Genomic DNA, 13,845 nt, shown 5'->3' with positions numbered 1-13,845 from the left:
CTACGCGGCCTCTCCTGCAACACCGGCCATCAGCAGGCCAAGTTCTTTTTCATCTGTTTCGCTGGGCAGGCGTTCGCCCATGATATGCCCGTCGAACATCACTGCGATCCGGTCGGACAGCGAGAAGATCTCTTCCAACTCAACCGAAACCAGCAGGATCGCCTTGCCTTGGTCGCGCAGGGCAACGATCTGCTTGTGAATGAACTCGATCGCACCAATATCAACGCCACGTGTCGGCTGGCCGACCAGCAGCAGGTCAGGGTTTCGCTCGATTTCGCGGGCAACGACGATTTTCTGCTGGTTCCCGCCCGAAAAGCTCTTGGCGGCAAGCCAAGGATCCGGTGGCCGAACATCGAATTTCTCGATCTTGGCTTCGGTATCAGCGCGCAGCGCGGAATTGTCCATGAACAGGCCACGCTGATAAGCGGGGTCCCGGTGATAGCCAAAGGCCACGTTCTCCCACGCGTGGAAATCCATAATCAGGCCTTCGCGCTGACGGTCTTCGGGCACATGCGCGATGCGCTGTGCACGACGCGCCTGACCGTCTGATCCGGCACCGCTTAGTGCCAGCGGTTCGCCATTCAGCTTGATCGAGCCTTGTCCCGGACGCATCCCGCCCAGAACCTCTAGCAACTCCGACTGTCCATTGCCCGCCACACCGGCAATGCCAACGATCTCACCGGCACGAACGGTCAGGTCGATACCTTTAACCCGTTCAACACCAGCGGAATCAAAAACGCTCAGCTTTTCGATCTCAAGGATGGGTTTGCCCGGCGTCGCAGGCACCTTGTCGACTTGCAGCAAAACCTTACGGCCTACCATCAGTTCGGCCAGTTCTTCAGGGCTGGTGTCTGAAGTTTTCACCGTAGCCGTCATCTGCCCACGGCGCATGACCGAAACGGTATCGGTGTTTTCCATGATTTCGCGCAGCTTGTGGGTGATCACGATGATCGTTTTCCCTTCGGCTCGCAGACGATCCAGGATACGGAACAGCTGGTCAGCCTCTGCCGGGGTCAGAACGCCAGTCGGTTCATCCAGAATCAGAATCTCGGCCTTGCGATACAATGCCTTCAAAATTTCGACACGCTGCTGCATCCCCACACCGATCTCATCAATGCGTTTGTCGGGGTCAACGAACAGTTCGTATTCTTCTTCCAGTTCTTTCAGTTCTTTGCGGGCCTTGGCCAGAGACGGAGCCAGAAGGCCGCCATCTTCGGCACCCAGAACGATGTTTTCCAGAACAGTGAAATTCTCCACCAGCTTGAAGTGCTGAAACACCATCCCGATGCCCGAGGCGATAGCCGCCTGGCTGTCAGGGATTTCGGTCTTTGTTCCGTTGATCCAAATTTCACCTTTGTCGGCTTTGTAAAAGCCGTAGAGGATGCTCATCAGCGTGGATTTTCCCGCACCGTTTTCACCGATGATCCCATGGATCGTACCGGGGGCGACGCTGATTGAGATGTCTTTGTTGGCCTGAACCGGCCCAAAGGATTTGGAAATCCCTTTGAGCTCAATGGCGGGGACGGTCATGTCTTACCCTCAACTGCCGAAAAGCCCATCCGGCAGGTGGCACGGATGGCAGAGTGGATGGCAGGGCGGAAGGGTTCCTTCCGCCCCGCGCGGTATCAGAACTGCAGTGCGGGGCAGCTGTCGTTCTCGTAATAGCTGACAACGGTGATATCGCCGTTGATGATGGCTTTGCGGGCTTCTTCCACCGCATCGTTCATTTGGGCCGAAACAAGTTCTTTGTTGTTATCGTCCATGGCGACGCCAACACCTTCCTCGGCCAGACCCATTGTGAACACGCCGGTTTCTACGGCGTCACCTGCTTTCATCGCGTCATACACCGCGACGTCCACACGCTTCAGCATCGACGTCAGGACCTTGCCCGGATGCAGGTGGTTCTGGTTGCTGTCCACGCCGATCGACAGGATGCCTTCGTCAGCTGCCGTTTGCAGAACGCCTACACCTGTACCACCAGCCGCGGCATAGATCACGTCAGCACCCTGGCTGATCTGTGCTTTTGTAAGTTCCGAACCTTTTACAGGATCGTTCCACGCCGCAGGGGTAGTGCCGGTCATGTTGGCGACAACATTGATGTCCGGGTTCACGGCTTTGGCGCCTTGTGCGTATCCGCAGCCAAAGTGGCGGATCAGCGGAATGTCCATACCGCCGATGAAGCCAACGGTGCCCGATTTCGATGCCATCGCTGCCATCATGCCAACCAGGTACGATCCTTCATGCTCGGCAAAGCCGATCTGGCGGATGTTGGGGATGTCCAGCCAGTTCACGTCGACGGCCACGAATTTGGTTTCAGGATAGTCACCTGCAACGGCCGACAATGGATCAGCCATACCAAAGCCCATGGTGATGATCGGGTTGGCACCTGATTCTGCGAAACGGCGCAGAGCCTGTTCGCGCTGTGCTTCCGACTGGATCTCGATCTCGCGGTATTCGCCGCCGGTCTCATCGGCCCAACGCTGCGCGCCATTATATGCGGCTTCGTTGAAAGATTTGTCGAACTTGCCGCCCAGGTCAAAGATCAGCGCCGGTTCAGCGAAAGCTGCACCTGCGGTCAGAGCGACAGCAGCGGCAGCACCCATCAAGGATTTCATCAGGGTCATTTAAGTCTCCCATTTTTTTTTGTTGGCACGAAGTCAGATTAGCCCCGTTTACCCACTTTTAGCGAGCATAAGTGTTGTGATGGCGGGAATTAAGGACGTTTGCAACCGTCATGGTCAATTGATTTCTGACCAAATGGTCTAAAAAATCTTTGGTTGCCGTTAGGGCAGTGGGCGTTCCATCACAAGAGCATCGATATTTGGGCCTGTTTTTCTGGAATAATACCCCTTGCGCCGACCGCACTGGCGATACCCGCATTGCCCATACAGCGCGATTGCTGCAACATTGTCGGCAGCCACGTCCAGAAAAGCGCGGTTTGCCTGCAAAGTGACTGCCCGGTCGTGCCAGTTGCGCATGGTCTGAAACCCGAGACCTTGTCTTTGAAACGCGGGGTGAGTCGCAATCGTCAGCAACTCTGCCTCACCCGCGATCACCTGAAACAGGGCAAAGCAACGGGCATCCCCAACGCAGTCAGTGAACCGGTTCTCCAAAAGGCTGGCGAATTCATCGGCAGTCCAGGGGCGTGACTGGGTGAATGCCGCTGCATGTGTCGCTGCCATCTCGTAAGGCGTCATTGGTCCAGTAACACAGGCGGCACATCTCGGGACGGGGCTGCGTCCGCAGGTCTGACATATAGCGGGGCCGGAGGTGCACTGACCTTGCGCCATCGTCTTGCGGCATGTCTGGCAACGGCTTGTACCTGCAATGCGGGATCGGAGCAGACATAAAAAGGCCCATGCTGTTCGGCCTCGTCCCTGGGCAAAAGGCAAGGGCCGGTTCCGGGAAGTTGTACATACACCTGTTCGCGCGGCGCAGGGATGGCTGGTAGCTGTCCCTCTTCTGCCAGTTCAATCAGAGCATCGAATCCAGAAACGCCCACCGCCGGGACGCCAAGGCCCAAGGCAAGGCCCCGGGCGGCAGAGACCGAGATGCGTATACCCGTGAAATTGCCGGGCCCAATCCCAACACCGATAGCGTCCAGATCGGCCCATACGCAACCGGCCTCGGTCAGCACTTCTTGCAGCAAGGGCATCAATCGTTCGGCTTGACCCCGCGACATGCCTTCGACACGGGATACTGCGATCACACCGCCACGCAACAAAGCGGCCGCGCAATGCGCGGCCGATGTATCAAATGCCAGGATCGTCGGGTCAGACGGCAACTGGGCGAACCTCAGTCACTTCGGGGATGTAATGGCGCAGCAGGTTTTCGATACCCATCTTCAGTGTCAGGGTTGATGACGGGCACCCCGCGCAGGCACCTTGCATGTGCAGGTAGACGATGCCGCGATCAAAACCATGAAAGGTGATGTCGCCACCATCCTGTGCCACGGCCGGGCGCACGCGGCTGTCCAGCAGGTCTTTGATCTGGTTGACGATTTCTGCATCTTCTCCGGTATGTTCGGCATGACCCGAGGCCGCTGCCGCGTCGGCACCCATGACGGGCTGGCCGGATTGATAATGCTCCATCACTGCGCCAAGAATTGCAGGTTTGATGTGATCCCATTGAACATCGTCGGATTTGGTCACCGTGACAAAGTCGTTTCCAAAGAACACACCGGTCACGCCGTTTACGGCAAAGATTCGTTTGGCCAATGGGGACTTGTCACCAGCCTCGGCTGTCGGGAAATCCGCGGTTCCAGCCTCAAGAACCGTTTGGCCGGGCAGAAATTTCAACGTGGCCGGGTTTGGGGTGGATTCGGTCTGGATGAACATGAGGCAGCTCCGTCTGAGGTGTTTCTGATATGCGCTCAGGGGTCGGAGAAGTCAATATTTGGAACGATTCTAAATTGTGACCGCGTAACGAATCGCGTCATCCAGCCGGTCATCCCCCCAAAACAGCTCTGTTCCTGCCACGAAAGTCGGTGCGCCGAACAGGTCAAGTGCTTTTGCGCGCGCGGATTGCTCGAACAGCGCAGCCTTGATGCTCGGATCTTTTGCGCGATTTATCACTGCCGCAGGCAGACCCGCCATCTTCAGGCAATCCTCAAGCACGTCTTCGTCAGAGATGTCCCTCCCGCCCCCGAATTCAGCGCTGAAGACAGCCTTTGCGAAGGAAGCCCGTTCTTCGCGATGCGCAAGGGCCAGAGCCAGGCGCGCTGCGGTGAGGGAGTTTTGCGGGAACGGGTCAGGCCGAACCAACGGCAGCCCTCGTGCGCCGCAAAGACGTTCCATGTCGCGCCACATATAGCGCCCTTTGGCCGGATACAGGTTGAACGGTGACGTGCGCCATCCCTGATCCGCGAAAATCGGACCCAACAGAAAAGGCTGCCAGTCGACCGGGACGCCTTTGTCCTGCGCAGCCTGTTCGATCCGCATCGCGCTGAGATAGGAATAGGTCGAGGCGAAGTCGAACCAGAACTGCAACGTCTTCGCCATGTTCGATCCTCAGGTGATTTCTTCCAACTTTTCCTTGCTCAGGTCACCTGGAACAATCGTGATCGGGATCGGTAGGCTGCCAGAGTTTTTTGTGAGCTGGGTTACCAGCGGACCGGGGCCTTTCTTGTCAGTCCCCGCCCCAAGAACAAGAACGCCGATCTCAGGGTCAGACTGAACGTGTTCGATGATCTGCGGCACCGGATCACCTTCGCGAATGGCCAGTTCAGGTTCTACGTTCTGTTTGTCGCGCATCCATTTGGCGAAGACTTCGAAATGGGCATGGATACGTTCCCGGGCTTCTTCGCGCATGGTTTCGGCAACACCGATCCAGTGATTGAACTCGTCCGGCGGAATAACCGACAAGATCGTCACTCCGCCACCTGTATGCGCGGCACGCATCGCGGCGAACCGCATTGCGTTCAGGCATTCACGGCTGTCATCCAGAACAACTAAGAACTTACGCATGGGTGTCCTCTTCAATTTTAAGGGATCATGCCCGAGCGTTTGCGTGCTGGCAACTCGGACACGTTCATGTCGATGTACTAGCGTTCGCTTGCAGCCCAGTCCCAGTAAAGTGTGCGGGCACGGCGGGCAATGGGACCAACCTGAAACTGTGTGTCTTCCAGCGCAGTTACCGATGTGATCTTGCTCATATTGCCGGACATGAAAACCTCATCCGCCTGGTGAAAATCCTCGAAACCCAAGACCGTTTCATGAACTGTAACACCATCCTCGCGCAGATTCTTGATATGTCGCGCCCGCGTGATCCCTGCCAAAAATGTGCCGTTGGGGATCGGGGTAAAGACCTCGCCATCCTTGACCATGAAGATGTTGGCCGTTGCCGTTTCGGCCACATTGCCCATCGCGTCAGCGACCAGAGCGTTCGAGAATCCTTTGGAGCGTGCCTCTTGCAACATGCGCGCATTGTTGGGGTAAAGGCACCCGGCCTTGGCATTGACCACAGCCGATTCCAGTACCGGGCGACGGAATCGCGTGGTCGACAGCGTGGCCGAAGCCGTTTCTGGTGCCATTGGGATTTCTTCCAGACAGATGGCAAACCCTGTGCTGTTTTCCTGCGGAACGATTGCCGTGCTATCGCCGTCAATGCCCCAATACATCGGGCGGATATAGACAGCCGTGTCAGGGCTGTAGGCTTGCAACCCTTCATGTACCAATTCGACCATCTGCTCGGTTGTCATGGTCGGTGTCAGCATCAGGGCTTCGGCGGACCGGTTCACCCGGGCGCAATGCGCGTGCAGATCAGGGGCCAACCCGTCGAAATAACGGGCGCCGTCAAAGACCGAAGACCCTAGCCACGACCCGTGATCCGCTGCGCGCATGATGGGAGTATCCCCGTCATGCCATTGGCCTTGGAAATAGGTCCGGATGTTTTTGCCGGTTGCCATGACGCCCTCCTGTGGTTCAGGCAGACCCTAGGAGGGCGTCAGGCGAAGGTCCAGTGCATTCAGCGTGATGCTGATCCGACCATACCGACGATTTCATAGGTCTTTTGCAGGATCGGAGCGGCGATCTGACGCGCGCGCTCGGCTCCGTGAGCCAGAATCCGGTCAATCTCGGCCTGTTCCCCCATAAGACGCGACATCTCAGTCGAGATTGGGGCCAGCTTGGCGACTGCCAGATCAGCCAACATCGGTTTGAAATCACCGAACTGCTTGCCCCCAATTTCGGCCAGAACCTGGTCGATGCTCTGGTCGCTGAGTGCTGCGTAAATATTGACCAGATTGCGCGCTTCCGGGCGGCCCTCCAGACCTTCGACATCCGACGGCAAAGCGTCAGGGTCGGTCTTGGCCTTGCGGATTTTCTTGGCGATCGCATCGGCATCATCGGTCAGGTTGATCCGGCTCATGTCCGAGGGGTCGGACTTTGACATCTTCTTGGACCCATCCCGCAAGCTCATGACCCTTGTGGCTGACCCTTCGATCACCGGCTCGGTGATGGGAAAGAAATCGACGCCAAAATCGTTGTTGAATTTTATGGCGATGTCGCGGGTCAACTCCAGATGCTGTTTCTGGTCTTCTCCAACTGGCACATGGGTTGCGTGATAGATCAGAATATCGGCTGCCATCAGAGCAGGGTAGGCAAACAGGCCAAGCGAAGCGTTCTGCTGGTTTTTGCCCGCCTTGTCCTTCCACTGGGTCATGCGCTGCATCCAACCCATGCGCGCGACACAGTTGAATATCCAGGCCAGTTGCGCGTGTTCCGGCACCTGACTTTGGTTGAACAAGATTGATTTTTCCGGGTTTAGACCGGAAGCGATGTAACCGGCACAAAGCTCCCGCGTTGCATGCTGCAACTCGGTTGGGTCTTGCCAGACGGTGATCGCGTGCAGATCGACCATGCAATAGATAGTCTCAAATTCCTCGCTCTGCATTCTCACCCAGTTCCGAAGCGCCCCGAGATAGTTGCCGAGATGCAAATTGCCCGAAGGCTGCGCACCGGAAAACACGCGTGGCGTGAATTGGGACTCAGTCATCAAAGGGAACTCCTGTCTGGAAAAATCAGCCCCCGTCGCTTACCCATGAGGCAAAGGGACGTCAACAGCCGCGAAAGGCCAGCCCAATGAGCAGTGAGCATTACACACCGCCTGTGAACCCTCTGCCACCTGCTGTGGTGGCGTTGGTTCTGTTCATCATCGGGATAGAAATTGCCTTCACGCTGGGATCACGCGGGCTGGTCGGAGGGCCAACAGCGGTGGGCTGGCGGCTGGATGCGATCCAGCATTACGCGTTCTCGGCGGATATTTTCGACTGGATGGTTCTGAACGGGCGCTGGCCATTCGAACATGTCATCCGCTTCGTGACCTACCCCTTTGTATCCGCCAATTTCACCCAGGCGATTTTCGTCTGTGTTTTCGTGCTGGCGATGGGCAAAATGGTTGGCGAAGTGTTCGGCGGTTTCCCAATGCTGCTGATTTTTGTCGTGTCGGGCATTGGCGGCGCATTGGCCTACGCCGTGTTACTGGACCCGCGCTATCCGCTGATCGGAGGGTTCCCGCCTGTGTACGGTCTGATCGGCGCATTTACGTGGTTGTTGTGGCGCAAACTGTCACTTGTAGGTGCAAACCAAGCACGGGCATTTCAATTGATTGCCGTCCTTATGGGCATACAATTTCTTTTCGGCCTGATCTTTGGTGGCAACTGGGAATGGGTTGCTGATCTGGGTGGGTTTGCCACCGGTTTTGGCTTGTCTTTTCTTGTTGCACCGGGCGCTTGGTCCCGGATCGTAGGACGCATTCGCCGGGATTGATCAGGACCGGCGCAGGGCGTGTTTGAACTCCGACAGTTTGAAAGCGCCGAAGATATGGCCCAAAAGGAAATATGAGACGGCAGCGACCATGATCAGGACCAGCAGTGCCAGATAGCGCCAGCCGGGAACATCCAATGCCCACCCGAACAGGTAGAGCGCTGCGTATAAGATCGCGCCCATCCCAAGCGAAGCGGCGACAATCCGGCCTGCGCGCTTTTTGAACCGGACATCAAAGCGCGCCTCTTCACCCATACGTCGTGCGCCGAAAGCCAGTAGCACCACCATCGCCCACCCCGCAGTCGATGCGGCAATTGCTGGCGCGATCCAGCCCACCAGTGGAAACAGACCAAACGCCAGAGCTGCGTTCACGATCATCGCAACAACCGCGTAGTGAAACGGGGAACGTGTATCCTCGCGCGCAAAGAACAGCGGTTGCAGCAATTTTTGCAACATGAAGGCCGGAAGCCCGACCCCGTAGATGGCAACCGCAAGGGCCGTGGCGGCCGTATCCTCGGGGCCGAACTGACCACGTTCGAACAGCACCGATACGAGGGGGGTTGGCATAACCACGAAGGCCACAGTCGAAGGCAGCGTCAGCAGCAGTGTGAACTCACCGGCCCGGGAAAAGGCATTGCGTGCGCCCTCTTTGTCCTCCGCACGCAAACGGCGGGACAGGTCCGGCAACAAGACTATGCCGACAGCAATGCCTACAACACCCAAAGGCAACTGGTAGAGCCTGTCTGCGGCAAAAAGCCAGCTGACGGCATTTTCGGTTTTCGATGCAACCAATTGCCCGACAACGAGATTAACCTGTGTGACCCCCATCGCCAGCGCGGCCGGGACCGCGATACGTACCATCCGTCGCATTTCAGGCGTCAGGCGCGGCATGCTGGGGCGGATGCGGATGTCGGCGCGTTCGGTTGCGATCCAGACCAGCGCCAGCTGCGCGACACCGGCCACTGGAATGACAGGGATCAACCACCGGATCACCTCGCCGCCGGACATGGCACCGGCAATCAGGGCGGTGCAAGCGAAGATGTTCAGCAGAACAGGTGCGGCTGCCGCCGCCGCGAACCGCCCGGTTGCATTCAGAACGCCTGAAAACAAGGCAGCCAGAGACATGAACAGGATGTATGGAAACACAACATATCCATAGTCCACCGCCAGATCGAACCGTTCATCGCCGTAAAACCCTTCGGCGGTCAGCCACACCAGACCGGGCATGAAAACCATGGCCAGCCCGACCAGCGCAAGAACAGCCACGGCCAGAAGATTGAATGCGTCCTGCGCAAAACCCTGAGGGTTTTCGTCTGCTTCCAGTCGTTTGGTAAACATCGGCACAAAGGCCGCGTTAAATGCCCCCTCGGCGAAAAAGCGGCGGAACATGTTGGGCAGGCGAAAGGCAGCAACAAAGGCATCCATCACTGGGCCCGGTCCGATATAGGCCGTCAGCAGTATTTCCCGCAGAAACCCCAGAATTCGGCTGGCGAGCGTCCAGAAGCCGACCGTGAACAAGCCCGAGAACAAGCGTATTTGCTTCATGAGGCCGCACGCTCGGCGCCTTCGGTGATTGCCGTGCGCAGCTTCGCCTCAAGTCCGCGCTGCTTGCTTTCCGAGTAATACTTCAAGCCGAACATGTCCTTGACGTAGAACGTATCGACCACCTGCTCGCCATAGGTCGCAATCACGGCATTGGCGATATACACGTTCGCCGCGGCCAGGGTCCGGGTCAGGTCAAACAGCAGGCCGGGGCGGTCGCGTGTGTCTACTTCGATGATCGTGTAGATTTCAGAGCCCTCATTGTCGAACGTGATATGTGTTGGCACGTTGAAAGCGCGTTCGCGTTTCTTGATCTTGTCACGTGACTTCAGTGCTTCCTTGGCGACGACTTCACCGCGCAGGGTCTTGTGAATCATCTGCGTCAGGCGTGGAAGGCGCGATGCCTCGAACGGGTGCCCCTCGGCGTCCTGTATCCAGAACGCGTCCGTTACGTAGCCGTCTTTGGTGGTGTAGCTGCGGGCATCGACGACATTCGCGCCGACCAAGGCCAGTGCCCCGGCGATGCGGGCAAAAATACCGGGGTGATCGCCCATAGCGAAACAGGCCCGCGTCGCATCACGGTCTTCATCAGGTTGCAGGCGAATTTCCATCGCGCCGGGGTCGCCGCTTTGTTCCAGCGCGTGCAGCATCTCGGCAAACTCGATATGCGTCGCAAGATTCAGGCCCTGCCAATACGGGGCGTAGTGGCGCCCGGTCTCGACCTTGAGGTCAGCCTTGGACCAGTTGTCCAAAGCGCGGCGCAGCGCTGTTTTGGCCTCGGCCCCCCGATTTGCCCGGTTCAGATCTTCCATACCGGTTTCCAGTGCACGCTTTGTTTCAGCATGCAGGGCGCGCAGCAGAGTGGCCTTCCAGTTGTTCCAGGTGGTCGGGCCAACGCCGCGAATGTCGCAAACCGTCAGAACCGTCAGCAGATCCAGCCGTTTGGTTGTCTGAACGGCCTTGGCAAAATCGCGCACTGTCCGAGGGTCGGAGATATCGCGTTTTTGGGCCATATCGGACATTAGCAAGTGATAGCGCACCAGCCATTCGACGGTTTCGGAGTCCGATTTGTTCAGGCCGAGCCGAGGCGCCACCTTGCGCGCGATCTGCGCCCCCAGAATCGAGTGATCTTCGGGGCGACCTTTCGCAATGTCATGAAGAAGAAGCGCGACATACAGCACCTTTCGGTTCACCCCGCCTTTCAGAATCGATGACGCCAGAGGCAGGGATTCGACCAGCTCTCCGCGTTCGATCTGGGCAAGATTGACGATGCATTGGATCGTATGCTCGTCCACCGTATAGCTGTGATACATATTGAACTGCATCATCGCCACGATATGCTCGAACTCGGGCAGGAAAGCGGACAGTACGCCCAGCTCGTTCATCCTTCGCAATGCGCGTTCTGGGTTGCCGTGTTTCAACATCAGATCCAGGAAAATGCGCTGGGCTTCCTTGTCGCCGCGCATCTCGTCATCGATCAGATGTAGGTTCGCGCTGACCAGCCGCATAGCATCGGGATGGATCAGCATACCTGTCCGCAAACCTTCTTCGAACAGGCGCAGCAGGTTCACTTTGTCGGATAGAAATTTTTCAGGTTCCACCAGATCCAGACGGCCGTGAACCACCTTGTAACCTGCCTTGACCCGTCGACGTCTGCGAAAAATGCGCTCCAGCAACGGCGCACCTTTCATATGCAGCGATTCGAGTTTGGTCAGGAAGATGCGCGTCAACTCACCCACGCGGGTGGCTTCGCGGAAATACCGCTGCATGAACACTTCGACCGCGCGACGCCCGGCGCGGTCCTCGTACCCCATGCGTGCGGCGACCTCGACCTGCATGTCAAAGGTAAGCTGCTCGGTCGCGCGACCGGTGACTAGATGCAGGTGCGAGCGTACAGCCCAAAGGAACTCTTCGGCCTGAACGAAGGTCTTGAACTCTTCGGGGGTGAACAAGCCTAAAGGCACCAGTTCGGCCACGTCCTGAACGCCATAGATATATTTCGCGATCCAGTAGAGGGATTGCAGGTCACGCAGGCCGCCTTTGCCTTCCTTCACGTTGGGTTCGACCATGTAACGCTCGCCTTGTTTGTGGTGGCGTTCGTCACGTTCGTGCAACTTGGCTTCGATGAACTCGCGTTCGGTTCCCTTGAACAGTTCGTCTTTCAGCCTTCGGTCCAACCCGTCCGCCAGTGCCTTGTCACCGGCCAGATAGCGTTGCTCCAACATCGCTGTGCGGATCGTGAAATCCTCGGCACCCAACCGCAGACAATCTTTGATCGTGCGTGACGAATGCCCGACCTTAAGCCGCAAATCCCACAGGATATAAAGCATCGACTCGATGACGCTCTCGGCCCATGCGGTGATCTTGTAGGGGGTGAGGAACAGCAGGTCGACATCTGAAAACGGCGCCATTTCCCCACGCCCGTAACCGCCAACAGCCAGAACGGCGATCTTTTCACCTTGGGTGGGTGTTGCAAGCGGATGCAGGCGTGTGCTTGAGACCAGCATCGCCGTCCCAACCAGTTGATCCGTCAGGTACGTATATGAGCGCGTGAGTGCGCGCGCGTCGAAAGGACGTTCGCCAAATGCCTCTGCAATGGCCGCGCGGCCAGACTTTTGAGCCTCGCGCAGAATGCGCACCGTCTCGGACCGCATTTTGGTGTTGTCCGGGCAGACCTCAAAGGCCTGAGCCAGTGCATCATTGACGGCAGTGCTGTCGAAGATGTCTCCGGCGGGGCAGATCAACGCGCTTTCGGGCACGTTGATCGCGCCCGTCAGATCAGAAACCGGCACCAGAGAAGCTTTGTGGGGCAGGGTCAATCACAACCACCTGTTTGTTCTGGATCGTGGCAACGGCCAGACCGCGTTCGTTGGTGCCGTCCGGGCGTAGGCGGAAGATGCCGCCAACACCCTGGAAACCGGCGTTCTGCGTCAGGGCCGAAGCGGTCAGGGCGTCTGATTTGCCCTGGCTGACCAAGGCACCAATTGCGGCGATGCCGTCATAGGCCAAGCCGCTGATCGGGTGCGGTGCTTCGCCGTAGGTTGCGTTGTAACGCTGACGGTAGGCTTGTGCCTTGGACGGGTCAGGCAGCGCAAACCACCCCCCCTGAACCCCCGGAAGCTCCAGAGTTTGCGGAGGGATATCCCAACGTGTCAGGCCAATGAATTGCGTGGTTGCCGGAGAAACACCGGCCTCTGGCAGCAATTGCGAGAACAGCGGCAATGCCCCCGCCGTGGTCGCCGTCAGGAAGATCGAATCCGCGCCCGTCGAATCGACAGTGGCCTTGATCGTGGGAACCGCATTGATGACGCCCTGTTGCGACCGGTCGTATGCGACGGTCCCTGCATTGTTGACCCGGCTGTTCGCTATGGCATTGGCGATTGCGGACCGGCCCAGTTGTCCTGCGGCGTCGTTGCTGTGCACGACCACCGTGTTGACCTTGCCTTGACTGCCCGCATAATTCACCAGCCGGTTGGCCGTGTTGTCAAAGGTCGGGCCCAATACAAAGACGTTGCCGCCTGCAATGCTGGCGTTGTTTGAAAACGAAAGAACGTTGACGTTCTTGCTCAGCACCGCCAATCCGGCAGCATTCGCTGCCTGGGCATATACCGGACCAATGATGATTTTTGCCCCGTCCGCAACAGCCTGCTGTGCAACGGCTGTCGCCGTGTTCGGGTTTCCGGCCGTGTCATAAACGCGTAAGTCGATCTGGACATTTGGCAAATCCGACATCGCAAGCCGCGCAGCATTCTCAAGGCTTTGCGCCAGCGCTGCATCACCAGATTGCGCAGATCCTCTGGGAACCAGCAAGGCGACAGGAACCGGCTTCGCGGTATTGATCGAGGGACCTCCGCCAAGACCACCTGGTTCACAGGCAGCAAGAAACGCTGCGGTCGTCAGGGCAGCGGCGACTTTCGCCAGCTTGCTTACGGGCTTGCAAACGGTAAACATCTAAATGAAAACTCCCTGATCCGGCGGCTGCGAATGCTTCTGTTCTGTTGAGCCGCGATAATAAACGTCACGCTGTGAGGGTCCAGCT

The 13,845-nt window shown here is 57.7% G+C and carries 13 protein-coding genes; 1 reads left to right on the top strand and 12 read right to left on the bottom strand.

Annotated features, from left to right (window positions below):
• From ACR0M9_RS08270 to trpS, 9 genes are all read right to left on the bottom strand, one after another.
• Window positions 1-1,530, bottom strand: coding sequence for an ABC transporter ATP-binding protein (locus ACR0M9_RS08270; protein ID WP_480475136.1), 1,530 nt, complete (start codon window positions 1,528-1,530; stop codon window positions 1-3).
• 95 nt (window positions 1,531-1,625) lie between these two features.
• The gene (locus ACR0M9_RS08265) at window positions 1,626-2,624 is read right to left on the bottom strand and encodes a BMP family lipoprotein (RefSeq protein ID WP_480483186.1); all 999 of its coding nucleotides are present in this window, start codon (window positions 2,622-2,624) and stop codon (window positions 1,626-1,628) included.
• A gap of 159 nt (window positions 2,625-2,783) precedes the next feature.
• A complete protein-coding gene (locus ACR0M9_RS08260; protein ID WP_480773316.1) occupies window positions 2,784-3,197 on the bottom strand; it encodes a GNAT family N-acetyltransferase in 414 nt (137 codons plus the stop codon).
• The gene (gene tsaB, locus ACR0M9_RS08255; RefSeq protein ID WP_480773315.1) at window positions 3,194-3,784 is read right to left on the bottom strand and encodes a tRNA (adenosine(37)-N6)-threonylcarbamoyltransferase complex dimerization subunit type 1 TsaB; all 591 of its coding nucleotides are present in this window, start codon (window positions 3,782-3,784) and stop codon (window positions 3,194-3,196) included. The genes ACR0M9_RS08260 and tsaB overlap by 4 nt, the downstream gene beginning before the upstream one ends.
• Entirely contained in the window at window positions 3,774-4,337 is a 564-nt protein-coding gene (locus ACR0M9_RS08250; protein ID WP_267366253.1) for a NifU family protein, read from the bottom strand. Before ACR0M9_RS08250 ends, tsaB begins: the two co-directional genes overlap by 11 nt.
• Before the next feature lie 69 nt (window positions 4,338-4,406).
• Window positions 4,407-5,000 carry a DsbA family protein gene (locus tag ACR0M9_RS08245; RefSeq protein ID WP_480486674.1) on the bottom strand — a complete coding sequence of 198 codons (594 nt, stop codon included), beginning with the start codon at window positions 4,998-5,000 and terminating at the stop codon, window positions 4,407-4,409.
• A 9-nt stretch (window positions 5,001-5,009) separates the two neighbouring features.
• Window positions 5,010-5,465, bottom strand: coding sequence for a universal stress protein (locus ACR0M9_RS08240; protein WP_267366250.1), 456 nt, complete (start codon window positions 5,463-5,465; stop codon window positions 5,010-5,012).
• A gap of 77 nt (window positions 5,466-5,542) precedes the next feature.
• Complete coding sequence (locus tag ACR0M9_RS08235) at window positions 5,543-6,406, bottom strand: branched-chain amino acid aminotransferase (RefSeq protein WP_480486675.1); 864 nt, start codon at window positions 6,404-6,406, stop codon at window positions 5,543-5,545.
• A 59-nt stretch (window positions 6,407-6,465) separates the two neighbouring features.
• Complete coding sequence (trpS, locus tag ACR0M9_RS08230; RefSeq protein ID WP_480773314.1) at window positions 6,466-7,494, bottom strand: tryptophan--tRNA ligase; 1,029 nt, start codon at window positions 7,492-7,494, stop codon at window positions 6,466-6,468.
• An 86-nt stretch (window positions 7,495-7,580) separates the two neighbouring features.
• On the opposite strand from trpS, the gene ACR0M9_RS08225 reads away from it, so the two are divergent.
• Entirely contained in the window at window positions 7,581-8,267 is a 687-nt protein-coding gene (locus ACR0M9_RS08225) for a rhomboid family intramembrane serine protease (RefSeq protein ID WP_480773313.1), read from the top strand.
• Here the strand turns inward: ACR0M9_RS08225 and murJ are convergent, their stop codons facing one another.
• The 3 genes from murJ to ACR0M9_RS08210 are packed head-to-tail and all read right to left on the bottom strand — an operon-like array spanning window position 8,268 to window position 13,757.
• Complete coding sequence (gene murJ, locus ACR0M9_RS08220; protein WP_480773312.1) at window positions 8,268-9,809, bottom strand: murein biosynthesis integral membrane protein MurJ; 1,542 nt, start codon at window positions 9,807-9,809, stop codon at window positions 8,268-8,270.
• Window positions 9,806-12,625: a [protein-PII] uridylyltransferase gene (locus ACR0M9_RS08215; protein ID WP_480773311.1), complete on the bottom strand. Its 2,820-nt coding sequence runs from the start codon at window positions 12,623-12,625 to the stop codon at window positions 9,806-9,808. Before ACR0M9_RS08215 ends, murJ begins: the two co-directional genes overlap by 4 nt.
• Window positions 12,585-13,757: a penicillin-binding protein activator gene (locus ACR0M9_RS08210; protein ID WP_480483206.1), complete on the bottom strand. Its 1,173-nt coding sequence runs from the start codon at window positions 13,755-13,757 to the stop codon at window positions 12,585-12,587. Before ACR0M9_RS08210 ends, ACR0M9_RS08215 begins: the two co-directional genes overlap by 41 nt.
• Window positions 13,758-13,845: the final 88 nt, after the last annotated feature.

The organism is Ruegeria sp. CH2 (genome assembly GCF_056537065.1).
Note: the sequence above shows the minus strand (reverse complement) of the source record. Positions and strands in the feature narration are given on the sequence as shown.